This is a genomic window from Chloroflexota bacterium (genome assembly GCA_020161265.1).
Lineage (GTDB): Bacteria > Chloroflexota > Chloroflexia > Chloroflexales > Herpetosiphonaceae > Herpetosiphon.
In genome coordinates this window covers 322,169-346,637 of sequence record JAIUOC010000004.1, presented here as the reverse complement: position 1 = coordinate 346,637, position 24,469 = coordinate 322,169, and the positions used below count along the sequence as shown (strand labels likewise).

Here is a 24,469-nt window from a genome sequence, read left to right as displayed (position 1 = left end):
TAGCTGCTTATTCAATTGAAATTGCTTGAAAATGTTCAAGTTGGGGTTGGCCACGGGAGAGCGTAATCGCAATGGCATCGATGCGATAATCGCCGAGCCATGGGGTTTGGTTGGCATCGAGGGCTTGGAGGTAGGCTTGCAGCAACCGCGCTAAACGTTGGCGTTTTTTGAGGGTTAATGATTCGGCGGCGCTGCCATGGGCTGTGCCTCGGCGCGTGCGTACTTCAATAATCACCAAGGTTGTTTGATCATAGGCGATCAGATCGATCTCGCCCCAACGACAATGCCAACCACTGGCAATCAGTTGATAGCCTAATTGTTGCAGATACGCAGCCGCGTATTGCTCGCCCCAACGCCCAAGTGCTTTGCGATCATCGGCCATGCTTGCTCCCCCTAAAATAGCAAGCGGACACGCGCCGTTGCGTGTCCTGAATGGTCAGTATCGATTAGCCGCGTTTGACGGCGAAGGCGCTCCAGCCAGCGAATTTGGCTTGGCTATCGAGTTCTTCTTCGATCCGCAGCAATTGGTTGTATTTGGCTACGCGGTCGGTTCGCGCTGGCGCACCAGTTTTGATTTGGCCAGCGTTGGTGGCAACCACCAAATCGGCCACAGTTACATCTTCGCTTTCGCCTGAGCGGTGGCTGACAATTGCTGTCCAACCAGCACGTTGCGCCATTTGAATTGCGTCGAGGGTTTCGGTCAAGGTACCAATTTGGTTAAGCTTGATCAAAATGCTGTTCGCTGAGTTTTCTTTGATCGCACGGTTGAGCCGTTCGACGTTGGTTACCAACAAATCGTCACCGACCAACTGCACGCGATCGCCGATGCGTTGGCGCAACAACGACCAAGCACCCCAATCGTCTTCGTGCAAGCCGTCTTCGATTGAAATGATTGGATATTTGTTGACCAGATTTTCCCAGTAGCCCACCATTTCTTCGGAGCTAAGTTTGCGGCCTTCGCGGGCCAAGTTGTAGATGCCATTTTCGTAGATTTCGCTACATGCTGGATCGAGTGCCAACATGACATCTTTGCCTGGGGTATAGCCAGCCTTTTGAATCGCTTCGACGATTACTTCGAGAGCGGCTTCATTTGATGGCAACGATGGCGCAAAACCACCTTCATCGCCAGTATTGGTGGCCAAGCCACGGTCGTGTAGCACGTTTTTGAGCGTGTGGTAAATTTCTGCACCCCAGCGTAGAGCTTCGCGGAACGATGGAGCGCCGACTGGCATCACCATAAATTCTTGGAAGTCGGTGCTATCTTGGGCATGCTTGCCACCATTCAAGATGTTCATCATTGGGACTGGCAAGGTATGACCGAAGACCCCGCCAAGGTAGCGATAGAGTGGCAAACCGACTGACAATGCGCCAGCTTTGGCGGTGGCCAATGAAACCCCTAAGATTGCATTAGCGCCAAGTTTGCCTTTATTTTTAGTGCCATCAAGCTCAATCAAGGTCTTGTCAAGGGTAATTTGATCAAGTGCCTCTAAGCCTTCGATGGCTTCAGCAATATCTTCATTGACATGCTTTACAGCTTTGAGCACGCCTTTACCGCCGTAGCGGCTTTTGTCGCCGTCGCGCAGTTCGACTGCTTCGTGTGCGCCAGTTGAAGCGCCCGAAGGAACAATTGCGCGGGCAAGCGTGCCATCTTCCAAACCGATTTCAACTTCAACGGTCGGGTTACCTCGACTATCGAGAACTTCGCGACCGCGAACGTGCGTAATGAGTGCCATATTGAGAAGCCTCCTCAAGGGACACGAATGTTTATGCCCCATCATACCACGCTCTGTCCATTCGCTGGGTAGCGATTTCGCGACCTATCGAGAAAATATGAGGGATGAGGGATGAGGGATGAAGGCACTGTGCTAGCGCAACGTTTTGTAGGCTTGCAATAATTTCGATAGCCAATAGCCAAATCTTCGTGCCCTTCGTGTCCTTCGTGGATCAAAAAGTAAGCCTCATGTTCTTCGCGGTTTCGGTTATTCTGGCCCCTACCCCTCGCCCTAGGCTACAACGACGGTTTCAACCCCATCCAAAAAGCCATTGAGATCGGTGATGCGCACCCTCCCAACATGCGGAGCGGCCAATGAGGCTGCTTTGACAACCGAGGTATAGGTGGCATCGAATGCACCTTGTTTGATGTAGCGCTCACATTGTCGCCCTGAAATGCCACTAATCCGCCGCCCACTGGCATAAACCCCTGGCGTTTGCACAATATAGGTTAATTGATCAGCTGAAAGTGCCGAAGCGATCATTTGAGCTGCCGTGTCGGCGTTGAGCAATTTCACCGCGCCTGTGGCACTTTCCATCGCCAGCGGAGCTAAAACTGGCAACCAAGCCTGCTCTAGCAGATAGTGCAACACTTCAAAGCGCACGATTGGCTCATCGCTTTTGGGCAGCAAATACATCAATTCTAAATCCGAGCCACATAAGCCGATTGCCTGCAAATGATGTTGGGTTAGCGCGGCAACCAAACGCGGATTGATCCCGCCACGCAACGCCATTGCCGCAATTTCAGCCGCCGCCGGATGATTCGTGCCACCAATAGCATTTAAGACGCGCGGCAAAATGCTGCCACCACCATGAATTAAAACCACTTGATCGTCGATGCTGCTTAAGGCGCTAATTAATGTTTGCAGTGAATCAGCGTGATCCACTTCGTAGCCGCTAATTTTGATTACGTGCGTCATTGCTGTTGTCCCCATCTGTGTTGTGCTTAATTGTAACGAGGGGGGCTAGCAAACAATAGGATTAAAGATGACGAAGCGGTGACAGTTTATGTTGACAATTGCGCTAATGCTTGCAACACATGGGTTCGCTCCGGAAAGCCATTGGTTGAGCCTTTGATTGCGATTTTGCTAGCAGCTACATATTGCCCAAAACTCAGAGCTTGGCGTGGAGTTAAATTGCTGGCCAAACCGGCAATAAAGCCAGCACAAAACGCATCGCCTGCCCCCGTCTTGTCCACTACTGACCCAAGCTCAAAGGCTGGTTGATACTCGATTGTGTTGGTTGCTCGCACGCCGAGGGTTGCGCCATGATTGCCATGGGTTGCTACCACGATGTCAATCTCAAATTGTTGCCATAGGCGGCGCATAAATTCATGGCTATGCATGGCCAGTTGCTCGGTGCTAAGGATAACAATCGAAGCAGCTTGCAAAAAATCACGATGATATTCATCAATATCAACCAATGCTTGTACATCGACAATGACTGTGCTGCCTGCGTCGCGAGCGGCTTGGGCAACGTAACGACACCAATTTTGAGTTGAGCAATAGACCCATTGGCTTTGTTCAAATAGCGCGGGTAATGCCGCTTCGGGGTAACGATAACGATGCACCGCTTTGGGGTCGTTGATGCACTGGCGATTCCCAGCAGCATCAATTAATACGACTGTGCGCGAGGTTGTTTGCCAATCGGGGCGAATGTGGGTGGTGGCTAAACCTTTGGCTTGTGTTAGTTGCAGCACTAGCTCGGCCATGCGATCTTGACCAACCACACTGCCAAAATGAACCTGATGCCCAAGCGCAGTTAAGCCAACCGCAACATTGGCTGCTGCTCCGCCAATCGCATCGCTAATGCCATCGAAGCTGAACAGCGTATCGCCTCCATGCAGTGGAAATTGCCCAATCGAAACACTGGTATCGAGATTAAGATCGCCAAAAACAACAATCGATTGCTCCATTCTATGCTCCTCAAGCTCAATAGTTTAGTGGCTGTCTGGGGCTAGCGCGGGTGGGCGATAATCCATGGAGCTTCGTACCAACCGACTTCGTGGTTGGGTTGGTCGCGCCATTGCTGCAAAATATGCTGATGGAATGGGGCTAAAGCTGGGTATTGATCAGGCGCAAACCAGCCCATTTGATCAACCTCACGCGAGGCTTGGAATGTGCCACCAACCAGCTTGCCACATACCACAAACTCAAATTTGGGGCGATCGCGAGTAACGCCAATTAATGCCAAGCGTTCAGCACGGACTTGCAATCCCGATTCTTCGTGTACTTCGCGTTCGAGGGTTTCGAGTGGTGATTCACCTTTGCTCATCCAGCCGCCAGGCATGCCCCACGGATGCGAGCGACGATAGGTGTGATGGAACAATAATAAATGCCCCTGCTCGTCGGTGATAATACCCGCCACACCCAGCAAAAAGTGCGGGTTGATCAGATTGGCAGCAAGCCAGTGCAAGCGTGGTGGTAAGCGAAAGCGTTTTAATAATGGGAAAATAAAGCTTGGTAATTCCATAATTGCCTTTACTATAAATTTACGTAATTTGAGTATTGAATAGATTATTGTTATGATAATCGATACTTTCAGGATCGATTAGATGATTTGGATGGGAGCGTAATGTAGAAAAATCGATTCTGATTGCTCCATAATCTAATAAAGCATGGTGATTAGGGCAAACACATAATACATTTTCTACAATATCTTCGCCTTGATGAACTCCACCTAATGGCCGAATATGATGACATTCAGCATAAAATTTATCTTGACCAATTTGGAGTCTAATGCCACAGATTTGGCAAGCATAGTTATAAACATATTTTACCCACGAACTAACCTTGGTATCTCGCTGAATACGATCAATAGTATTAATTGTTCTGCGCGTTAACCGATTTCCTGCTGGCTTATTGTTAACTTTAATGCGGCTAATAGTTTCAATTGGTAAATTTTTACTTAACTTAATATATTGAGGGATAGACAAAATACCTTGAGGTACTCTAACATCTTTGCGTATACGAAGAAATGGCGAATTAAAAAATTCCTCATTTGTTTCAAAGAGAATATACCCATGGGCATCAAAAAGCACACCAGGAAATTTCTTAAGTTGATGATACCAATTTCCATCTTTATGATAGAGCGCATGCTCAGCCCCAATCCCCCAAAAAGTATTTAAAAAGCTTCCTGTAATCATTGTAAGTTTGTCTTTACTCATAGCCATCCTTCGAAGTAGCACCATAGGATTTATGAATTCTATAAATATACATTAAGATTTAACCCTAAAATAGCGAATATCATCCCTTAATTTGTAAAAAGTAGAACATCCTAGTTGACAGAACATATGTATTTTTCTATAATAAAGACTAGAACGTCTATTCGTGTATGGCTGAATACCCACAGCCTCGTCGGCCCTGAAAGGAAGGCGCTTCAATGAGCGGATTATCGCAACGCCAACAACGGATCTATGATTACATCAAGCAATTTATTCGCACAAATGGCTATGCTCCGGCGATTCGCGATATTCAACGCGAGTTAAGTATTTCATCAACCTCAGTGGTTGCTTATAACTTACGCGCCCTCGAAAGCAAAGGCCATATCCGCCGCGAAGGTAATATCTCGCGAGCTATCGAATTGATCAATGCTGAGCAACCGTTGCCAACCGTGCTTGGTGGCCAACGTGTGCCAGTGCTCGGCGTAATTGCCGCTGGTCAGCCCATTCCAGTTCCCAACGATTCGGCCAACTCCGACGATTCGGTGTTAGTGCCCGAAGAAATTGTTGGTAGCGATAAACTGGGCGATGTTTATGCCTTGCGGGTCAAAGGCTATTCAATGGTCGATGCCTTGATTGCCGATGGCGATATTGTCTTGTTGCGCTATCAGGCAACCGCTGAAAATGGCGAGATGGTCGCAGCCCGTATTCGCGATGAAAACGAAGTTACCTTGAAACGCATCTATTGGGAAGGCGACCGCGTGCGATTGCAACCCGCCAACGTTACCATGGATGCAATGTTCTATCCATCAACCAATGTGGAAGTGCAAGGCCGCGTGGTTGGGGTGATTCGTAACCTCGGCTAAAATCTCAATTTCACTTGATAAACCCAAGGGACGGAATTATTTCCGTCCCTTTTTGTTGCTGCGTTGATTGATCTTCTCTTGGGTTTCGATCAATTTGGCTTGTTGTTCTTGCAGTTTGTGCTGTTCTTGAGCCTTTTGCAACGCCGCCTCGCCTAATTTGATGCCAACGTTTTTCATCTCTTGGTCATAGGCGCGTTTGCCCCGCCACAACAAAAACGGAATCAACACAGGCCACCATGGCCGCAAATCTTGAAATTTTTGGCGATAATCCTCGACTTGGGCGCGAACTCTGGTGATATTGCTGAAGGTGGATAAGATTTTTTGTTTGACCATCACGCATACTCCCGACTAAAGCTAGTTGCATTATAGCTGAGATTTCCAAGGCTTGGCAGTTTTGATCCCAAGCCTTGAGCAACCACCACCATTTAACTAGCTTCGCCCAAGCCTTCGTAGGCAGCGACGGCTAAGCCAGCCCCGACGCTGGTAAAGGGATCTTGTTCGCGCAGCCGATCCTCGGTAAAGCGATCAGCTAATAATTTGATAAAACGCGGAATCCGCGAGGAGCCGCCGGTGCGCAACACTACATCAATTTGCTCGTGACTCAGGCCAGCCGCACGAACCGTGCGATCAACACAATCGCCAATCGCACGAGCTTCGGGGCCAACGAGGCGCTCAAATTCAAAGCGGGGCAGCAAATGATCAAAATCAATATCTTTAACATGCATACTAATTTCAACTTGGCGTTCGCTGGAAAGCCGCCGTTTAGCCTCTTCGGCATGCTCATACAGCACCAACCCATAATTCTCGCGGACTAATGAGCGCAAGGCTTTGAGTTCTTTGGGCTTATCACTGGTTCGCACTGATTCTTCGATGATGTCGAGCATTTTGGGTGTGTGCATTTCGAGAATATTTTGCCAATTGTCGAGGTGCTCCATCAAGGCAGCGGGCAAGGGCAATTTGCGGGGGCCAAGCTTTGCGCCATCACCAAAATATTGGCGCAAGGCTCCCGTAACGATTTTGCTATCGAGCACATCGCCGCCAATTGGCACGCCATCGGTCGCTAGCACTTGGCGCTTGGCTCCATCGATTGACATCACGGTTACGTCGAGCGTCCCGCCGCCAAAGTCGAATACGATAATATTGCGGCGTTCGCGTTGGCTGGCTGCAAAGGCATGGGCTGCCGCAACAGGCTCCGGCATAAAACTCACATTCGGCAAATCGGCCAATTCGCATGCCTCACGCATCCGGCGAATCGCCAACGCATCGCCTTCGAGTGTGCTGGCATAGTGCACAGGCCGCCCAACTGTAATCGCGCTAATTTTCTCGCCAGTGAAGCGTTCGATCTCGCGGCGAATTGCCCGTAGGATTTTGGCGATTAATTCTTCGAGGGTGGTTTCTTGGCCAAATACATTGGTTTTGATGTAGGATGGATCGCGCAGCATGGTTTTGATCGATTGAAACAAACGGCCTGGTGGATTGCTATCGACCAAGCCTTCGACGGCCTGCGTGATCGTGCCAACCCCTGCATAGGTGTTGGTAACTGTGCCAAGATAGCGTCGCTCGTAGACAATTTCGCGGCCAACGTTGCCCTCAGTAAAGGCATTAATTGCCGCGCGGCCAATCCGTTGCTGACCTTCGGGCGTGATAAATAAGGCGGTGCGTAACACATTGGGATTTGCCGCTACGGAGTCTAGCGGAACCAAGCTTACGTTTGCGCCGTCGTAAATTGCTGCGGTCGTATTAGTTGTTCCGAAATCTAAGCCTACCCGCATTGCAATGCCTCCTAAATTAAGCTGGATGAGTCGCACGGCGAAATGCCGCCCAAACCCAAAACTGGGGGGCGGCTGGTGCAGAACATTAATTGTAACAAAGAATTTTGCTACCCATGATCGGTCTTAGGACGGATGTTGGTTGGGTAACGTTGTATTTTGGCTCAAGCGTCATTTGAAAATTCCATCGTTGGTTGGTTGCAGGCTTGCCAGCCCTCGATTAAGCTAGGCCTAGTATTGTTCGCTGAGGAGCTTTCGCGTATGAGCCTCGCTCTCATTTCACACGATCATTATCTTGACCACGATCAGCCTGAGCACCCCGAAAATGCCAATCGGCTACGGGCGATTCATGCCATGCTAGCGGCTGATTATGAATTGCAACAACATTTAACCTCGCTTGCACCACGCCATGCAACTGCTGCTGAAATCGAAGCGGTGCATGTGCCCAGTCATCTGCCAACGCTGCAACGGATGGCCCAATTTGGCGATTGGGCTGATGCTGAGACCTATATTTTGCCAGATTCGGTCGAGATTGCCCAACTAGCTGCTGGCGGCGCGATTGTCGCGACTGATGCAGTGCTCAGTGGTCGGCATGCCAATAGTTTTGCTTTGGTTCGCCCACCAGGCCATCATGCGACCGCCGACCAAGCTATGGGATTTTGCTTGTTCAATAATGCGGCAATTGCTGCAGCCTTTGCTCAACGTGAATATGGCCTCAAACGAGTGGCAATTTTGGATTGGGACGTACATCATGGCAACGGAACCCAAGATATTTTCTATCAAAACCCCGATGTGCTCTACATCTCGACCCATGGCTGGCCGCTTTGGCCTAACTCTGGCCATTGGAAGGAGATGGGCGCGAAAGCTGGCTTGGGCACGACCCTCAACCTACCATTACGCCCATTGACTGGCGATATGGGCTTTCATCTGGTGTTTGAACAAACGATTGCCCCAGCTATTCGGCGCTTCAAGCCTGAGTTATTGATTATCTCGGCGGGCTACGATGCGCATATTTACGACCCATTGGGGAATCTGGCGCTCTCAACTGGCGGTTATGCCCAGCTATCGTCGATCGTGTATAATTTAGCCGCCGAGTGCTGCGACGGACGCTTGGTGGGCTTGCTTGAGGGTGGTTACAACCTCGAAGCCCTCGCTCAAAGCCTCACTGCAACGCTGCAAACATGGGTTTCTGGTCAGCCTGCCCCGATTTTCAATCAAGAAGTCAGTCATACCCCAGAACCCGATGTTACCTGGCTGATCGAGCATCTCCGCCGCGAACATCCGCTTTTGAAGGGATGAAGGACGAAGAACATAGAGCATAGAGCATAGGGATCGGGGGCTAGTTGTCAGGGGTCAGGCTTGGAGTTTTCGGTATAGCAAACGCTCCATACAATATGGCGAGCATCCATTATTCAAGAGATTAAAAACTGACCCCTCGCCCCTGACTTCTGGCCCCTCGAATACATACAAGGACACTTATGATTGCAGTGATCAATTATGGAGCTGGCAACTTGCCCAATGCGGTGCGAGCCTTGGAATATGTTCAAGCCCCGATCGAAGTGGTGACTGATCCAGCGGCAGTGCGGGCGGCGCAGGCTGTCGTTTTGCCTGGAGTTGGCGCAACCGCCGATACCATGCGCTCGTTGCGTGAAATGGGCATGGATTCAGCAATTCGCGAGGTGATTGCTCGCGGAACGCCATTTTTGGGCATTTGTGTAGGTATGCAAGTGTTGGCCGAGCAAAGCGAAGAATTTGGCTTGCACGAATGCCTTGGTTTAGTGCCAGGCACGATTCGCCGCTTCGATCAAGGCTTGAAAGTGCCACAAATTGGCTGGAATGGTGTGCAGCATGATGGCAGTGCCTTGTGGAATGGGATTCCCAACGGAGCTGAATTTTATTTTGTGCATTCCTATTATTTAGCAACTGACGATGCAGCTTTGGTTACTGGCCGTACCGAGTATGGCCTGAATTTTCCGGCAGCGATTGCCCGCGATAATATTACTGCCGTCCAGTTTCACCCCGAAAAAAGCGGCCAATGGGGGCTAAAATTGCTGGGGAATTGGGTAAAGGGCGCAGTTGGTAGGGGTCAGGGATCAGAATAGCAGCTAAAATAACGATGATTAATTATTGAGAAAATACATATGGCAGGGGTAACTGATCCCTCGTCCCCGACCCCTAGCCCCTACTTTTAGGAGAACCATGCAACTTATACCAGCAATCGATTTGCGCGATGGCCGTTGTGTACGGCTGGTGCAAGGTGATTTTGAACAAACAACTGTCTATGGCGATGATCCGGTGGCGGTCGCCCAGCAGTGGGAAGCAGCAGGCGCTGCCCGTATTCACATTGTTGATCTTGATGGAGCCAAAGCTGGTCGCCCAACCCAAACCAGCACGATTGCCGCGATTACCAAAGCGGTCAGTGTTCCTGTGCAACTTGGTGGTGGCTTGCGCGATGCAGCCAGTGTTGCCGCCGCTTTTGAACTTGGCGTGAGCGATGTGATTTTGGGCACAGTGGCGGTGCGCAACCCTGAATTGGTAGCCGAATTGGTGCGCCAATATGGTAAGGCGATTACGATTGGCATTGATGCTCGCAATGGGGTCGTGGCGACCGAAGGCTGGTTGGCCAGCAGCCGCCAACGTGCAACCGAACTGGCTGAACAAATGGGCCAACTCGGAGTTGCGCGGATCATCTATACTGATATTAGCCGTGATGGCACCTTGAGCGAACCAAATTATGCTCAAACTGCCGCCTTGGTAACTCCCAATGGTCCAGCGATTATCGCTTCTGGCGGGATTGCCCGCGTTGAACATTTGGCGCGTTTGGCTGAACTGGGCATTAGTGGGGCAATTATCGGCACGGCACTTTATACAGGCCATATCGATCTGGCCTCGGCAATTCAAACGATTGAACACGGAGGCTAAACGTGTCGTCATCGAAACAAGATATTACTGCTCGTTATGAAGAGGAGCGTTTACGCGCCCAAGAGCAATCGCAATTGCTCTATCTACAGAATCAAATCGATGAATTGCGTCGTCAAATCAAAGACGTAAACGGCAAATACGCGTGGTCAACCGAGCAATCACGCAAATCTGAGGCGGTCGTGGCGCAACTACAAGGCATGATCGAGCGCCAAGCCCAAGAGCAAGCCCAAACCTTGGAAAGCTATCGTCGCGAATTAACTACCTTGCGCAAGGAAATTGCCAACAGCACCGTGCGCATGGACGATAGCGTCAAGCCAATTCGCGATATTCAGCTTTCGTTGGCGCAACAGCAAGAGCATCGCAAACAAGATTTACAAACATCACAAAGCTGGTTTGCCCGAATTGAATTGATGGAACAGCGCATGAGCGATTTTGAGGCGCGGATGCGTGAGCAAACCGAGCATTATCGTTCGCTAGGCGGTCAGATTGAACACCTTCGCGCCGCTGATGCTGAAACTGTGCAAGATATGCGCAAACTCAGCGAAGATGTGCAGATTGAAAAGCAACAAATGCGTCGCCAAGCCGTCGAAACTCAACAAATGGTGATCGACATTGGCGAAGGTATTCGCGAGTTGCGTTCGCGCTTCGAGCGGCTTGAGGATTTGCAAAAAGGCTTGGAAGTTCAAATCGAACCATTGCCCGAGCAAATTGAGGTTGTGCGGGCCCAACTGCCCGATATGATTGCCGAAATCAAGCGGATCGAGCGGGTCAGTACCGAGCGCTTCTTGATGAACCAAGAACGCTTGGAAGAATTACGCGGTCAACATAACGAGCAACTTGATGAGTTGCGCAGTGCTGATGAAAGCCATTTGCGCCAAATTATGGGTTCGTTGGAGCGGATTGATACCTGGTGTCATGAGTATGAATCGAAGCTCAGCCGCACCCAAAACCGCCTCGAAGATGCCCAAATCTCCAACTTGAGCCGTATGCAAGATTTTGAGCGGCGTGAAGTTCAGGCATTGAGCGATATGTTGGCGGCAATTCAAGGCCGTTTACAAATTGCCCAAAGCGAAATTTTGGAACGTGGAAGCGAGATCTAAGCATGCTGACACGGCGAATTATTCCTTGTTTGGATGTGAAGGCTGGGCGCGTGGTCAAGGGCATCAGCTTTCTCAACCATCGCGATGCTGGCGACCCTGTGCAATTAGCGGCCTTCTACAACGAATCGGGCGCTGATGAATTGGTGTTTTACGATATTACCGCTTCATCCGATGAGCGCAATATTATGGTCGAAGTGGTTGAGAATGTGGCGCGGCAGGTCTTTATTCCGCTAACGGTGGGCGGCGGCATTCGCACGGTCGATGATATGTATCGAATGTTGCGAGCTGGTGCGGATAAAGTTTCGATCAATACCGCTGCGGTGCTCAACCCGCAATTGATCGAGGATGGAGCCAAGCGTTTCGGCTCGCAGTGTATCGTGCTTTCGATGGATGCGCGTCGAATCAACGAGCCAGGCCAACCCAGCCAATGGAATGTTTTCACGCATACGGGGCGCGATCCACGACCAACCGGCTTGGATGCAATTGAATGGGCCAAACGCGTGGTCGATTTGGGCGCTGGCGAGTTGGTGATCAACAGCATGGATGCCGATGGCACTGGTGCTGGCTACGATAACGAATTATTATCGGCGATTAGCGAACAAGTTGGCGTGCCCGTGATTGCCTCTGGTGGTGCTGGCAAGCCCGAACATTTGCTCGCTGCATTGCACGAAGGCAAAGCCGATGCCGTGTTGGCCGCCTCGATCTTTCACTTTGGCACCTACACGGTCGAAGCCGTCAAAGAATATTTGGCAGATCAAGGCATTCCAATGCGCCGCACGCCGAGGACTGTATGATCATTAGCATTCGTTTATTTGCTGGCTTGCGCGAAGCACTCAATCAATCCAGCCTGAGCTTGGATGTGGCTGAGACCGCGACGGTCGGCACGGCGCTGGCGCAATTAGCTGAACTGCATCCCAAATTGCCTTTAACTGGCTTAGCGTATGCGATCAATCGCCAATATGTAACGCTTGAGGCGACGCTTCAGCCCAACGACGAACTGGCCTTGATTCCGCCAGTGAGTGGGGGCTAAGGTGCAAGCATTTTTGGTAACCGAGGCAGTTTTGCAGCCCGAGCCGTTGCGCCAGTTGGTCAGCGACCCTGGCCATGGGGCGATTGTGCTGTTTGAAGGCGTAGCTCGCAATAACTTTGGTGGGCGAGCTACGGCCTTTTTGGAATACGAAGCCTATCCCGAGATGGCTGAGCAGCAACTAGTCTTGTTGGCGCAGCAAGCCCAATCCCAATTTGGCATTGGCAAGGTGGCGATTCACCATCGGGTTGGCGTGTTGCAGATTGGCGAAACGGCTGTGCTGATTGCCATTGGCTCGGCTCATCGTGGCGCGGCATTTGCTGCGGTGGCCTGGCTGATGGATCAAATCAAGGTGGTTGTGCCAATTTGGAAATGTGAGCACTGGGCCGATGGTTCGCAAGAATGGGTGGGTCAGCGTTGAAGCACTAAGGTGAGCTATGCGATTGCTCGAAAAACTAGCACGATGGTGGTGGCGTTGGCTTCTAACAACAATTAGTTTGTTGGGCACGGCGCTGCTTGGCGTAATCGTGGCGAGTATCGCTGGCTGGGTTCCACAACCAAGCGTTTTGCGCTTAACGCCGTTGGCTGGTAGCCGCGAATTGCCGCCAGCCACGGCCTTGGAATTTAATTTCAATCTGCCGATGGATCGCTCGAGCGTCGAGGATGCTTTGGTGATTACGCCGCCGGTGCGTGGACGTTGGCATTGGGAAGGCCGTGCCCGTGCCCGTTGGCAGCCTGAATTTGGCTGGACACCAGGCACAACCGTGACGGTGCAATTACGCCCAACTGCTCAATCGATGTTGCGCCAAACCCTGGCAACGACCGTGACAACCCAATTTGCCGCCGCTCCTGCCCCGCTGTTAGTGTTTCGCTCACCGCTACCCAATGCGATTATTGCCCCCAATACCCCAATTTTGTTGCGTTTCAATCGGGCGATGATCGATTATGCCAGCCAAACCGAACGTGGCTTAGCCGAATTAAGCATCGAGCCAAATGCCACTAGCCAAGTGCGTTGGCTAGATGATCGCAGCGTTTTGGTGCAGGCGCAATGGCAAATTGGTCAGCAATATCAACTCAAGCTGCAAAATCTCAACGATCTGCTGGGCATTCCGGTTCAGACCACCGAATGGCAAGTGCAGGTGAGCGAGCCAAGCCTGATTGCTCCGCCAACGACCCAAATCCTTCAGGCTGATCAAGCCTTGGAATGGGCTTTTGAGGGTTTGATTGATCAAACCGCAACCCAACAATTGATCGAGCGGATTCAATTTACTCCCGCTGTGAGCGCAACCTGGCAGGTGCAATATCAGCCTGATCCACAACCACAAACCATCATTCAAGCCTTACCTGAGGCTGCTTGGCCAGCTCAAACGCTGACTACCAGCCTACAACTTAGCCAGCCGATCACCCACGTTTGGCAAATTCAGTCCAACTTGCAATTAATTGGCTCAGTGCCAGGCCGTGGCGGCAGTTTGGCCGTCGATGATCCGCTGCGCTTGCTGTTCAACCAAGCGCCTGAGCGCCAGCAACTTACCGAGCAATTGTTTATCGAGCCTGAAGTTGCGAACGTGGCGATTAACATCAATAATCAGCAGGCCTTGATTAGCGCTGCATGGCAACCAAGCACGGTTTACACACTGACCTTGGCTGGCTCTGCCCCACTGACCTTTCGCACCCAAACCCAAGTGCAGCCATTGCAAATTGAGGGTGCGGCTTATTCGTTGTTGTTGCCGGAAACTACCGTCGAGTTGCGGCTGAGCGGGCGCGAAAATAGCCGACTCACTGCGAGTTTGTATGCGGTTGATCGGGCGGTTTTGGCGGCGGCTTTGCAACAACCACAAACCCCGCTCAATCCTCAGCGCTACAATTTACAGCCGCAACAGCAATGGCAAATTGCCGCTGGCCCTGAACGAACGATTAGCATTACCCCAACTCAAGCGGCGTTATTGCTGCAAGTGCAAGCTCCCAATGCCGAGCTTGTGCAACATGTGTTGATTTGGACACCCTATCGAGCACAATTATTGGCGACCCCCGAACAAGCTCAAGCATGGATTGTTGATCTGGCTAATCGCCAACCAGTTGCCGCCACAAATTTGAGCATTTTGGCGGGTGCAAATCAACTTGCCACAGGCCAGAGCGATCAGCAAGGGCTTTGGCAAAGCTCAATTCAGGGCAGTAGCGGGCGTTTGGTGTTGCTTGGCGGCGAGCCGCAAGCGCCGATTGTCGCTGAAACGATTATTCGACCACAACGTCAAGCGCCAAGTTTGAGCAGCCAATTGCTGCTTGACCGCCAAAATTACCAAGCTACCCAACAACTGACGATTATCGGCAGTAGTGAGTTTGCTGCGGATGAGGTGACTACGCCAACCCTAACCTTGGCAGTGCTTGATCCCAGTGGCCAAGCGATTGCGCCCGAACAAACCTTGGTGCTAAGCCAAAGCCTCTGGACAACCAACGTGCAACTTGCCGCCGATGTTCAACCTGGTTTGTATCAAGTGCGGCTGCGCTATGCCAACCAAGTGATTGCTAGCCAAAATTTTGTAGTCAATCAGCCCGATTTGGCCTATCGCGTAGTTTTGCCCGAATTGCAAGTGACCAATACAATTGTGCCAGCCGAAATTAACACCAACCTACCGAACCAACATGGCCTGTGGCGCTTGCTCGATCAGCGTAATCGCCAAGTTACTGCTGGTAGTTGGCAAAGCAACGCCGCTGGAATTGCCCAGTTCGATTATCAACAAAGCCAAGTTTTGTTGGGCGATTATGTGCTCGAAATTCAGCTTGGTGAGCAAGTTAGCTACCATCCCAGCCAAATTCGCTATCCTGCGCTATTGGCTGCCAAGGCCGAGCAACAGTTGCTCAATTCCAATCAGCCTGCCACGATCAGCTTCCAACTGCGCGATCAACAGGGTATGGCGTTGGCCAATCGCGCTTTGCAAATCGAAGTTCAAGGCACAATTAGTAGCACCCAAAGTTTACGTACCAATGCTGCTGGCGAGGTCGTTTGGCGCACCAATGGTTTGCGGGCGGGCCTGTGGCTGATTCGCGCCAGTAGCCCAGATGCTGCCAGCGTGGAAGTGCCGTTGTGGGTGCTGGGGGCAAGGAGCGATCAATTAATTGGTCGGAGCCAAAGTAGCTTGGTCGAAACGACTGAACTTGCCCTTGCGCCGCTGACCAATCTAGCGGCCACCAGTGTTTTGGTCAGTTGGTTTGAAGGTAGCAGCATTCGCCAGCAAATTCAACCTTGGTCAGCTGGTCAGCGCATCGCAATTACGCCCAGTCTGAGCAGTACTCAGCAATTAGAGGTGGCTTTAGCTTGGCTTGATGCTGAACAATTAATCAGTAGCAGCAGCCAAATTCCCTTCCAAGCGGTTGCGCCGCTCGATTTGACGATGGTTGTCAGCGGCTCGCAATTGGTGCTGGCAACCCAACGCGCTGGTCGGCCTGTTGCCAGCATGGTTGGCTTGAGTTTTCAGTCAATCCAAACGTCAGCTAGCCAACAGCGGCTTGTCCGCACAGCCAGCAATGGCCAAGCAGTGCTCGATTTACAGGGATTTGGCGAGGGTTGGCGCATTCAGGCCTTAGCCAGCGATGGCTTGAATAGCGCCGAAGCCACGACGTTGTATGCAGCAAATCCCTTGATCGATGCCCAAATGCTGTTGCCTGAACGCTTGATTGTGGGCGATCAACTGAGCGTGACCGCTCGCTTGAATTTGCTAGCAACCCGTGGCGGTATTCCCAACATACGCTTAAATGTTGATTCGGCCTATCTTGCGGCCTTGGCCGAGCCAACCACTGGCAATAGTGGTCGAATTTATACTACAACTCAAGCCTTGGTTGCCACCAACCTTGGCACGACCACACTTACCGCAACCATTGAAGTTAATCAACAAACCCAAATTATCACCAAAGCCCTGACGATTCAGCCACCAAGCCAAGTGCGTTTGCAACAAAGCCGTTTGTTGACCGAAGCGACCGATATTACTTGGCAAGTGCCGACGGCCAACCAAGCGGCCTCGATTAATATTGCGATTGCCAGTTTAGCCCAAGCCAGCCAAGCCTTACCCAGCCAATTGCAGGGCGATGATCCCCTGACGTTGGCTGGGCGAATTGCGCTAGCCCGTTATGCAGCTCAGCCTGCTCAGGCCGAGATTGAATTATTGGCCAAGCAGCAACTTACCAATGGCAGCTGGAGTTGGGATGCGCAGGCGGGCGATTTGCAATTGACTGCCTTGATTGTGCAACTGATTGCGACCGAGCAACGTTCGCCCCAGCTGCGCCAACTCGAAGCTCAAGCCGCTCGTTGGTTAGCCTTGGTTAGTCCACTTGATCCCGATTTGCGCAGCGAAATGCTGTTGGCCTTGGCGCACAGCGGCAAAACAGTTGAGACTCAAATTACCAGCTTACTCAAAAATCGCCAATTAACCACGGCTCAACGCTTGCGCTTGATTTATGCCTTGGTGCTGCTCGATTCACCTCAGGCTGATCAATACTTGCCTGAAGTGCGCCAGCTGTTGGTTCAACCCCTAGAGCCAAGTGCTTGGATGAGCCGCACCCGCCAAGCGGCGCTGATCGGCTTGATTTTTGAGCGCAGCCAGCCAAGTTCAGCCTTACGTGCCCAAGTGCTCAAGCTGATCGCCGAGGGCTGGAATGGCACGGCATGGGAAGATTTGCCAAGTAGCGTAGCGGTATTTCAGCTAACCCAACAAGATTTTCCAACTCGTGGGGATTATCGTTTGGGCTTGAATGGCGCAGCCTTGAGTGATTATGATCAAGCCAGCAGCCTAACGTTGCCAATTACCAACCAACTTAACGTGCAGATCGAGCCGAATGGCCCAATCTTGTTGGCGAGTCAAGCTAGCTGGCAAAACCCAGCGGCACAAGCCCACTTGCTCCATTCCAGCAGCGCAGATCAATTGGGTTATGGTGAGCAATGGCTGTGGCAAGGCTATTTGGTGCTTGAACAAGATCTGTCATTATTACAACTACGCTTGGCTGCGCCGAGTGGTGTGGAGTGGCAGCTTGGTTCCGCCACAGGCTTGAATTGGCATGATGGTCAATTCAGTGCCGCCAATGTTCGGGCTGGCATTTACCCCATTCAACTATTGGGCGTAGCTCGCCACAAGGGCCAATTTGCTTGGCCAGCGCCCCAATTAACCAGTGGCGGCCAGATTGTTGAGCTTAAACAAACCGTGCCGCCAGTGCTAATTCGCTGATGGTACAATAGACATATCTTTATTTTCAGAATTAAGGCACATCAATGCGTATTCCAGAAGCAATTCAATGGATTGAACAATCGGGCAATGTTTTAGCCCAAGCCAAAATAACTCACATGCTTGAGGCAACTCCAGCAGATGACGAACTGCTTGATCAATTAGCCGCTTTGCAAAACGACGATGGTGGTTTTCCGCTGAATGGCGTGACTGGCCGTCCGAGCACCCTCAACGATAGCTGCAACATTATTCGCCATTTTGTCGAACTTGAGGCTAGCGATCATCCGGCAGTAGCTGTGGCCAGCCGCTTTATTCTCGATGCTCAATCGCCGCGTGGCTGGTGGCGCGAAAACAGCAATTTAGCGATCTATAGCCCGCCCTTGTGGATGGATAGCGAGTCGGATGCCGCGCTGATCTACACGACCGCTGTTTGTTCGGCCAGCCTAGCCTTGTTGGATAACCCCGAAGTCAATGTGGCGGCAGATAAAGCCAATACTTGGTTGCTGGGCCAAATTGCCAATAACGGCTTATTGCCAGGCTTTCGAGTTGAGGCAACTGGTTGGGCTATGTTGGCAGCGGTTTTGTTGGGTCACCGCGAAAGTCGGCCAGTCAAGCGCATGTTGGGCGGCTTAGGCGATTTGCTTTCGACTGATTGGGATGCGCCAAGCCTCGCAGTGATGCTAAATGCAGCGGGCATTGCACGGATTCCCCGGATGACCCGCGCCGTGACGCAGGCAATTAATTTGCTACGCAATTTGCAACAACCAAGTGGCGCGTGGCTGAACGAAGATGGTCTACCCGATCCTTTGCTAACAGCCTGGATTGTGCGGATTGTGCGGCGCTTCGGCTTACGCTAAATTTGATTGATTTAATCAACAACTGCCCTGCTCTGAAGGCTCAGAGTGGGGCAGTTTGGCTTGATCGTCCTAAAGGACTAGTGGCGACAGATCGAAAGATCATTTTGCAAATTGAGCAATTTTGGCATAATCGTGATTAATCGCTGCGAATTGCTGCAACTATTTTTTGCGGGTCAGCGTCTCAAGCAACAGAAGCCACGCTGATGGCAAGGAGTTGTATACTGTGGCCGAACCAACTACAGAAATTTTATATCGCGCTCAACGCAATGACCCCGAAGCAATGGGAGCATTGATTGTTAGCCAACAACATTATATTTACAACATCGCCATGAGCGTGATGCGCCAGCCCGAAGATGCCGCTGACCTAACCCAAGATGCTTGTATCAAGCTGTTACGGGTGATTGGCCAGTATAATGGCGAAAGTCGTTTTACCACGTGGCTCTATCGTTTGGTGATCAACCTTGGGCGTGATGAGCTGCGCAAACGTGGCCGCCGTGCTCCGGAGATGCCACCAATGACCGATGACGATGGTGAAACCGTTGATCCATTATCGAGCATTGCCGATGATAACCGTTGGGCCGACCCTCAAGAAGTGGCAACCAACCACGAGTTGCGGGCCGAAGTAACCCAAGCCTTGGATAAACTGGAAGATCATTATCGTTTAGCATTAACGCTCTACTATTTTGACGATTTGCGGTACAATGATATTGCTGAAATTTTGGAAGTACCGCTGAATACGGTCAAAAGCTATATTCGCCGTGGTAAAGAGCGGCTTGCCTTGCTCTTAGGTGCCAATCAATCGGAAGCAATTTTGCCCGCCAAACGTGAACCTGTTACCGATGAACGGCCAAACCGCGGTCGCTTTGCATTTGCCCTAGGCTGGCGCTGAGGTGTGTCATGAAGCGTTGTGAACATCGTACCAACTATGATCTGCGTGAAGAAGCGCTTGATCCACAACTTACAGACCATCTTGCTGAATGTGAAAGCTGTGCTCAACGTGCTCGCCGCGCTGAAGCCTTCGATACCGTCGTGCGCTCAGCGATGATTACTAGTGTTCCCGATGATCTGACTGCTAAACTTTTGGCCTTAGTGCCAGGTTTGATGCCACCAATGTTGGTGCGCAGCAAGCACTGGAAGTTGCAACGCCGCGCCTTCGTTGGCCTCAGTGGCTTTGCCAGCATCTTGGCGCTTGGTTTGGTGATCTACGGGGTGTATCTCTTGGCAAACACGGTTGGGGTTGGCGATTGGCTGGCGACTGCTAGCACGTGGCCTGGGGTTGCTATCGATTGGCTCTATCGGCATATTCCATCATCGCGCTCGTTTGTGGCGGCAATGATTGCCGTGCGCCAACCATTGCAATGGATGATTCTGTTGCTGCTGATTTGGCAAGTTTGGGAACGCATGCCTCTACCCAATAATCGACAAACCGCCTAAAAGCGTCACCCGCAAGTCAACTGGCTTGCGGGTTTGATTTGGGGCTACGATGATCAACCGTTTATGGAATAGCTTGCTTGATCTCGTTTACCCGCCACGCTGCTATAGCTGTGGCAAGGCTGGCACGCAATTTTGCCCCGCTTGCTTCGCCGAATGTATTCCGCTGACTCCACCCCAACGACCGCAACCTTTAGCCGCCGATTCACCACTTGAACGTGCTTTGGGTATTTATCCGTTTCAAGGCAGTCTACGCGCGGCAATCCATGCTTTTAAATATCAAAATGCCCATCCCTTAGCCCAAATTTTGGCTCCATTGTTGTTTGATTTTTGTGCTTGGAACGATGTTGTGTTGATGCCTGTGCCATTGCATGGCGTGCGCAAACGTGAACGTGGCTATAATCAAGCTGAATTATTGGCGCGTAATTTGGCCAAAGCTTGGCAATTGCCACTGAGCACCGATTTGCAACGGGTGCGTGCCACCGAGCATCAAGTTGGTCAGCAAGCGCAAGCTCGTGCCAGCAATGTCGCCGGAGCTTTTGAATGGCGTGGTCAACAGCCTGCCCCAAGCCATGTATTGCTGATCGACGATGTGCTTACCACTGGCTCAACCTTTGAAGCTTGTGCTAGTGCATTAATTGCTGCTGGTAGTACGGTGGTTGAAGGGCTAGCGCTAGCCAAAGCGATTATCAAGCCTGCGCCACCGCTTGATTCGCCTGAATAACTCTGGCCCAACGCAATAAGCGCTCGACGGCTCCTGCTGGTTGTTCAGGCAGATAGACATCAGCAATGGTCATCGTCCAGCGGCGTAATTGCGGTCGGCGTTCAGCTTCAGGCCGCAGCACCCGCGTCGCGCCTGCATAGGTTTTGGCAACTCGTTGCCGTAATGTTGCGGCACTAACCCCATGATCAAGATAATCGTTGAATGCGCTGCGCAGTTGTTCAATCGCTGCCTCGGTAAATTGAGCCGGGTGTTGCAAATTGTAGCTGGCGACAACCAAAAAGTGCTGGGCATGCAAGGCTGGGTCGTTATATTCCCAGGCGATTAACGCCCCTAATTGCTCCCAACAGTTGAAGCCTTCAACCGATGGAGCGCCGCATTCAAGGCAAAATTCAGTGGTTGGCATGGCTTACCTCATTCGGTATAATTAATCCTCAGCATACTTGCGTTGAGTTACAATAAGATCTGCCGAACGAATGATTTTAGCGAGAGAGGATCAATCGTATGCGCCGCTGGTTTAATCGATCGATTTATAATGTGAAAGCGATGAGTCAGCAATTTGCTGCTGATCATCCTGAATTGCAACCACAAATAACGTTAATTGCCAAAATAATTAAAAAACCACTTGATCAACCAACAGAATTAGTACGTGGAACAAACTGGGTCGAGTCGTTACGAGCGGTTGTGTTTGTTACGGCTACAGGCCTATGGATCTATCCAATCAAGAAATTTGCAGCTATGCATGGTGCCGCTAGTGGAATTGAGCAAACTGAGCCATTTTTGATTGAGGGTCAGTCAATTAATGCTGCTCAATTAATCAATGTTCGGGTAGGTTTAATTCGTGGGAGTGTATTGCAATTTACCTATGAACAGCAGGCGCTCTATCAGTTTGGGTTAGAGTATTATTCCAACTTGGCTCGTTTATTGCCATTTGAGGTTACTGTGACCAAGGGCAACATCAAACATACTGCGGCGAGTATTAAAGCACGAATTTACCTCTATGCCACGGTAATTTTTTTGGGTTGGTTTTTTCTATGGTTTGCTTCGATAATCCTTCAAGCACTAGTTCGATGAGGAAGTCCATGCAGCGCGAAGTGACAACAACCTACCTTGAGATGTTATCAGCCAGCGAGCTTAAGCCAAGTTTACGCCATGAGCCAGCTTTTGGTTTTGCCCAAGTTCAGCGGATTAGCCCTGAACTCAATCGCTTTTTATATACGGCGGTGGGTGCTCAGTGGTATTGGCTTGATCGGCTCGGCTGGTCGTATCAACAATGGCTCGATTACTTGAGCCAGCCTACAATTCAAACATGGCTCGGCACATATCAAGGTATTCCGATTGGCTATTGCGAGTTGGTGCAAGCGGCCGACGGCTCAGCCCAAATTGGCTATTTTGGCTTGTTGCCGCAATGGTATGGCCAAGGCTTGGGCGGGCTTTTACTTACCAAGGTTATTCAGCAGGCTTGGCAATTAACCAGCTCGCGGGTTTGGCTGCATACTTGCACGCTCGATGGCCCAACTGCCTTAGCCAACTACCAAGCCCGTGGTTTTAAGCTCTATGATCAAAAAACCGAAGTAGTTGAGTTACCAAGCCAAGCAGCTGGGCCATGGCCAAATGCCCTGTAGTTGACAGCTATGCTAGAGTAACGAGGATTTTGTTTGGAGGTTGCTCTAATGGCTGATCACGCTGCGTTGATGATTTTAATTGCTGGGCCCTATCGTTCTGGCACTGGCGACGATCCAGCTAAAATTGCGGCCAATGTTCATTTGATGGAATCATATGTGTTACCGTTGTTCAACGCTGGACATTTGCCAGTGCTTGGCGAGTGGCTGGCGCTACCAATGGTTGATTTGGCTGGCTCTAAACGGATTGGTGATGAGATCTTTAATGCGATTTTTCACCCAATTGCTGAGCGCTTGGTGATTCGTTGCGATGCGGTGTTGCGGGTTGGTGGCCCTTCAGCAGGCGCTGATCAGATGCTTGAACTGGCCAAAGCCCATGGTCGCCAATGCTTCGAGCGTTTGCAAGATATCCCTGGCTGTAGCGAGTTGATCGATCCTCAAGAATATTAGGAATACTGCTCAATGAGTGCAAATAGCGAATGGCCTGAATTAAATGCTCAATCCAATGCTGTTTGGGAAACGAACGCTGAGCATTGGGATAACTCAATGGGTCAGGATGGTAACCGTTTTCATTTGCAATTGGTGCGGCCTGCCATGCTGAGTTTGTTAGAGTTGCAAGCGGCGCAACGTGTGCTTGACATTGGTTGTGGGAACGGTCTCTTCGCACGACATTTGGCTGAATTGGGAGCAACGGTGCTGGCAGTTGATGCTAGCACCAGCTTAATCGAACGTGCCAAGCAGTATCCAAGCTCTACAACCCTCGAATATCAAGTTGTCGATGCAACTAATTTCGATCAATTATTGGCCTTAGGTGCTAGCAGTTTTGATGCTTTAGTTTCGACGATGGTGCTGATGGATTTGCCCTCGATTGAGCCGTTATTTCAAGCAGCAGCCAAATTGCTCAAGCCACAAGGCCATTTTGTGCTGGCGACAGTCCATCCATGTTTTCAAACCCCGCACAGTCGCAAAATTGTCGAGCAATTTGAGAATGCGCAAGGCGAGGTCGAAACTCACTCGCGGCTACAAATTGGCAGTTATCTCACGCCAGCTGTGCACCAAGGGGTTGGGGTAGTTGGTCAGCCAAGCGCCCAATTCAATTTTCATCGGTCGCTCACAAGCTTACTGGGCATAGCATTTGCGGCAGGATTTGTGCTTGATGGATTGCTTGAGCCGCGCTATCCGACAGGTACAACCAGCACCCACCCATTTTCATGGGCCAATTTTAGCGAAATTCCGCCAGTTTTGGTACTGCGTTTGCGCCTATGCTAGCCATAAAACCTTATTCTTCATCATTAAACCAACGGCAATAAATCGCGTAAATCGTGCAGAATTGGACAATCGGCTTTGGGAATGCGCTTGTGACGGTCGATTAACGCCGCTTGCATGCCAACTGCGCGTGCGCCCAACACATCAGCATAATAACTATCGCCAATATGAATAATCTGATCAGCGGCAACGCCGGAGCGCTTGATCGCCAGTTGATAGAGGTCGGTCATGGGTTTGGCATAGCCAGCATCCGCCGAAATAACCGCAAAATCGAAGTAGGGCAACAGTTTGTTGTAGGTCAGAATTGGCCGTAAACTGCTGGCCCAATCCGAGACAATCCCAATTCGAATGCCTTTGGCATGCAAACTATCGAGGGTTTCGCGCACATCGTTGAAGGGAACCCAATTTTCGGGCTGCTCGTAGTGCGCAATCAAGCGATCTCCAAGCATTGCGTGATCCAGCGAGGGATCGATTTGATCGAATAGATGTTGATAGAATTCGAGCCAAAGCGTGCGAATTGTGGCATCGGAACTCCAATCGTTATTATCGAGCGAATGATAGCGCTGATGATACCAACGATTGGTCGCTTTGCGGGCATCGCGAATCAAATTGGGTTCAACCTGCAAGCCCAATTCTTGCAGCACCTCGCCAATTAAATCGTGGGCATCAACCCGCTCATCGAGCAAGGTAAAGCCAACATCAAAACAAACTACCGGAAAACGCAGCATCGCAACCTCAATTTAATAAA

Annotated in this window: 27 protein-coding genes; 17 read left to right on the top strand and 10 right to left on the bottom strand. The window is 50.8% G+C overall.

Annotation, left to right across the window (positions count from 1 at the left end; translation table 11 throughout):
* Window positions 1–7 precede the first annotated feature (7 nt).
* From LCH85_11460 to LCH85_11435, 6 genes are all read right to left on the bottom strand, one after another.
* Complete coding sequence (locus tag LCH85_11460) at window positions 8–382, bottom strand: YraN family protein (protein MCA0352601.1); 375 nt, start codon at window positions 380–382, stop codon at window positions 8–10.
* Between the two features lie 64 nt (window positions 383–446).
* The gene (gene eno / locus LCH85_11455; GenBank protein ID MCA0352600.1) at window positions 447–1,733 is read right to left on the bottom strand and encodes a phosphopyruvate hydratase; all 1,287 of its coding nucleotides are present in this window, start codon (window positions 1,731–1,733) and stop codon (window positions 447–449) included.
* A 270-nt stretch (window positions 1,734–2,003) separates the two neighbouring features.
* The gene (locus LCH85_11450) at window positions 2,004–2,690 is read right to left on the bottom strand and encodes a hypothetical protein (protein MCA0352599.1); all 687 of its coding nucleotides are present in this window, start codon (window positions 2,688–2,690) and stop codon (window positions 2,004–2,006) included.
* Window positions 2,691–2,776: 86 nt separating this feature from the next.
* Complete coding sequence (locus LCH85_11445; GenBank protein MCA0352598.1) at window positions 2,777–3,685, bottom strand: carbohydrate kinase family protein; 909 nt, start codon at window positions 3,683–3,685, stop codon at window positions 2,777–2,779.
* 41 nt (window positions 3,686–3,726) lie between these two features.
* Window positions 3,727–4,242: an NUDIX hydrolase gene (locus tag LCH85_11440; GenBank protein ID MCA0352597.1), complete on the bottom strand. Its 516-nt coding sequence runs from the start codon at window positions 4,240–4,242 to the stop codon at window positions 3,727–3,729.
* 19 nt (window positions 4,243–4,261) lie between these two features.
* Window positions 4,262–4,936, bottom strand: coding sequence for an HNH endonuclease (locus LCH85_11435; GenBank protein MCA0352596.1), 675 nt, complete (start codon window positions 4,934–4,936; stop codon window positions 4,262–4,264).
* 215 nt (window positions 4,937–5,151) lie between these two features.
* Here LCH85_11435 and lexA point away from each other — a divergent pair, with 215 nt between their 5' ends.
* Entirely contained in the window at window positions 5,152–5,796 is a 645-nt protein-coding gene (lexA, locus tag LCH85_11430) for a transcriptional repressor LexA (GenBank protein MCA0352595.1), read from the top strand.
* Window positions 5,797–5,832: 36 nt separating this feature from the next.
* On the opposite strand, the gene LCH85_11425 is transcribed toward lexA, so the two are convergent.
* Together LCH85_11425 and LCH85_11420 are read right to left on the bottom strand one after the other, a co-directional pair.
* A complete protein-coding gene (locus tag LCH85_11425) occupies window positions 5,833–6,129 on the bottom strand; it encodes a hypothetical protein (protein ID MCA0352594.1) in 297 nt (98 codons plus the stop codon).
* Between the two features lie 92 nt (window positions 6,130–6,221).
* The gene (locus LCH85_11420) at window positions 6,222–7,568 is read right to left on the bottom strand and encodes an Hsp70 family protein (GenBank protein MCA0352593.1); all 1,347 of its coding nucleotides are present in this window, start codon (window positions 7,566–7,568) and stop codon (window positions 6,222–6,224) included.
* Between the two features lie 258 nt (window positions 7,569–7,826).
* On the opposite strand from LCH85_11420, the gene LCH85_11415 reads away from it, so the two are divergent.
* From LCH85_11415 to LCH85_11360, 12 genes are all read left to right on the top strand, one after another.
* Entirely contained in the window at window positions 7,827–8,864 is a 1,038-nt protein-coding gene (locus LCH85_11415; GenBank protein ID MCA0352592.1) for a histone deacetylase, read from the top strand.
* Window positions 8,865–9,043: 179 nt separating this feature from the next.
* Complete coding sequence (gene hisH, locus LCH85_11410) at window positions 9,044–9,667, top strand: imidazole glycerol phosphate synthase subunit HisH (protein MCA0352591.1); 624 nt, start codon at window positions 9,044–9,046, stop codon at window positions 9,665–9,667.
* Window positions 9,668–9,764: 97 nt separating this feature from the next.
* Complete coding sequence (gene hisA, locus LCH85_11405; GenBank protein MCA0352590.1) at window positions 9,765–10,487, top strand: 1-(5-phosphoribosyl)-5-[(5-phosphoribosylamino)methylideneamino]imidazole-4-carboxamide isomerase; 723 nt, start codon at window positions 9,765–9,767, stop codon at window positions 10,485–10,487.
* Window positions 10,488–10,489: 2 nt separating this feature from the next.
* Window positions 10,490–11,587 carry a hypothetical protein gene (locus LCH85_11400; GenBank protein MCA0352589.1) on the top strand — a complete coding sequence of 366 codons (1,098 nt, stop codon included), beginning with the start codon at window positions 10,490–10,492 and terminating at the stop codon, window positions 11,585–11,587.
* Window positions 11,588–11,589: 2 nt separating this feature from the next.
* On the top strand, window positions 11,590–12,381 hold the full coding sequence (hisF, locus tag LCH85_11395; GenBank protein ID MCA0352588.1) for an imidazole glycerol phosphate synthase subunit HisF: 792 nt from the start codon (window positions 11,590–11,592) through the stop codon (window positions 12,379–12,381).
* On the top strand, window positions 12,378–12,617 hold the full coding sequence (locus LCH85_11390; protein MCA0352587.1) for a MoaD/ThiS family protein: 240 nt from the start codon (window positions 12,378–12,380) through the stop codon (window positions 12,615–12,617). The genes hisF and LCH85_11390 overlap by 4 nt, the downstream gene beginning before the upstream one ends.
* A 1-nt stretch (window position 12,618) precedes the next feature.
* Window positions 12,619–13,035 carry a molybdenum cofactor biosynthesis protein MoaE gene (locus LCH85_11385; protein ID MCA0352586.1) on the top strand — a complete coding sequence of 139 codons (417 nt, stop codon included), beginning with the start codon at window positions 12,619–12,621 and terminating at the stop codon, window positions 13,033–13,035.
* 16 nt (window positions 13,036–13,051) lie between these two features.
* A complete protein-coding gene (locus LCH85_11380; protein ID MCA0352585.1) occupies window positions 13,052–17,827 on the top strand; it encodes an Ig-like domain-containing protein in 4,776 nt (1,591 codons plus the stop codon).
* Between the two features lie 44 nt (window positions 17,828–17,871).
* The gene (locus LCH85_11375) at window positions 17,872–18,681 is read left to right on the top strand and encodes a terpene cyclase/mutase family protein (protein ID MCA0352584.1); all 810 of its coding nucleotides are present in this window, start codon (window positions 17,872–17,874) and stop codon (window positions 18,679–18,681) included.
* A 223-nt stretch (window positions 18,682–18,904) separates the two neighbouring features.
* Entirely contained in the window at window positions 18,905–19,570 is a 666-nt protein-coding gene (locus LCH85_11370; GenBank protein MCA0352583.1) for a sigma-70 family RNA polymerase sigma factor, read from the top strand.
* Window positions 19,571–19,578: 8 nt separating this feature from the next.
* The gene (locus LCH85_11365; protein MCA0352582.1) at window positions 19,579–20,115 is read left to right on the top strand and encodes a DUF3379 domain-containing protein; all 537 of its coding nucleotides are present in this window, start codon (window positions 19,579–19,581) and stop codon (window positions 20,113–20,115) included.
* A 49-nt stretch (window positions 20,116–20,164) separates the two neighbouring features.
* Window positions 20,165–20,836 carry a ComF family protein gene (locus LCH85_11360; GenBank protein ID MCA0352581.1) on the top strand — a complete coding sequence of 224 codons (672 nt, stop codon included), beginning with the start codon at window positions 20,165–20,167 and terminating at the stop codon, window positions 20,834–20,836.
* On the opposite strand, the gene LCH85_11355 is transcribed toward LCH85_11360, so the two are convergent.
* On the bottom strand, window positions 20,802–21,239 hold the full coding sequence (locus LCH85_11355) for a DUF5946 family protein (GenBank protein ID MCA0352580.1): 438 nt from the start codon (window positions 21,237–21,239) through the stop codon (window positions 20,802–20,804). The two genes, LCH85_11360 and LCH85_11355, sit on opposite strands and share 35 nt — an antisense overlap.
* 98 nt (window positions 21,240–21,337) lie before the next feature.
* On the opposite strand from LCH85_11355, the gene LCH85_11350 reads away from it, so the two are divergent.
* The 4 genes from LCH85_11350 to LCH85_11335 are packed head-to-tail and all read left to right on the top strand — an operon-like array spanning window position 21,338 to window position 23,724.
* Window positions 21,338–21,907 carry a hypothetical protein gene (locus LCH85_11350; protein ID MCA0352579.1) on the top strand — a complete coding sequence of 190 codons (570 nt, stop codon included), beginning with the start codon at window positions 21,338–21,340 and terminating at the stop codon, window positions 21,905–21,907.
* Between the two features lie 8 nt (window positions 21,908–21,915).
* On the top strand, window positions 21,916–22,458 hold the full coding sequence (locus LCH85_11345; protein MCA0352578.1) for a GNAT family N-acetyltransferase: 543 nt from the start codon (window positions 21,916–21,918) through the stop codon (window positions 22,456–22,458).
* Between the two features lie 48 nt (window positions 22,459–22,506).
* Window positions 22,507–22,905 (top strand): DUF4406 domain-containing protein, encoded by a 399-nt coding sequence (locus LCH85_11340; GenBank protein MCA0352577.1) that lies wholly within the window; start codon window positions 22,507–22,509, stop codon window positions 22,903–22,905.
* A 12-nt stretch (window positions 22,906–22,917) separates the two neighbouring features.
* The gene (locus LCH85_11335) at window positions 22,918–23,724 is read left to right on the top strand and encodes a class I SAM-dependent methyltransferase (GenBank protein ID MCA0352576.1); all 807 of its coding nucleotides are present in this window, start codon (window positions 22,918–22,920) and stop codon (window positions 23,722–23,724) included.
* A 23-nt stretch (window positions 23,725–23,747) separates the two neighbouring features.
* Here LCH85_11335 and LCH85_11330 read toward each other — a convergent pair whose 3' ends face one another.
* Window positions 23,748–24,449: an HAD-IA family hydrolase gene (locus LCH85_11330; protein ID MCA0352575.1), complete on the bottom strand. Its 702-nt coding sequence runs from the start codon at window positions 24,447–24,449 to the stop codon at window positions 23,748–23,750.
* Window positions 24,450–24,469: the final 20 nt, after the last annotated feature.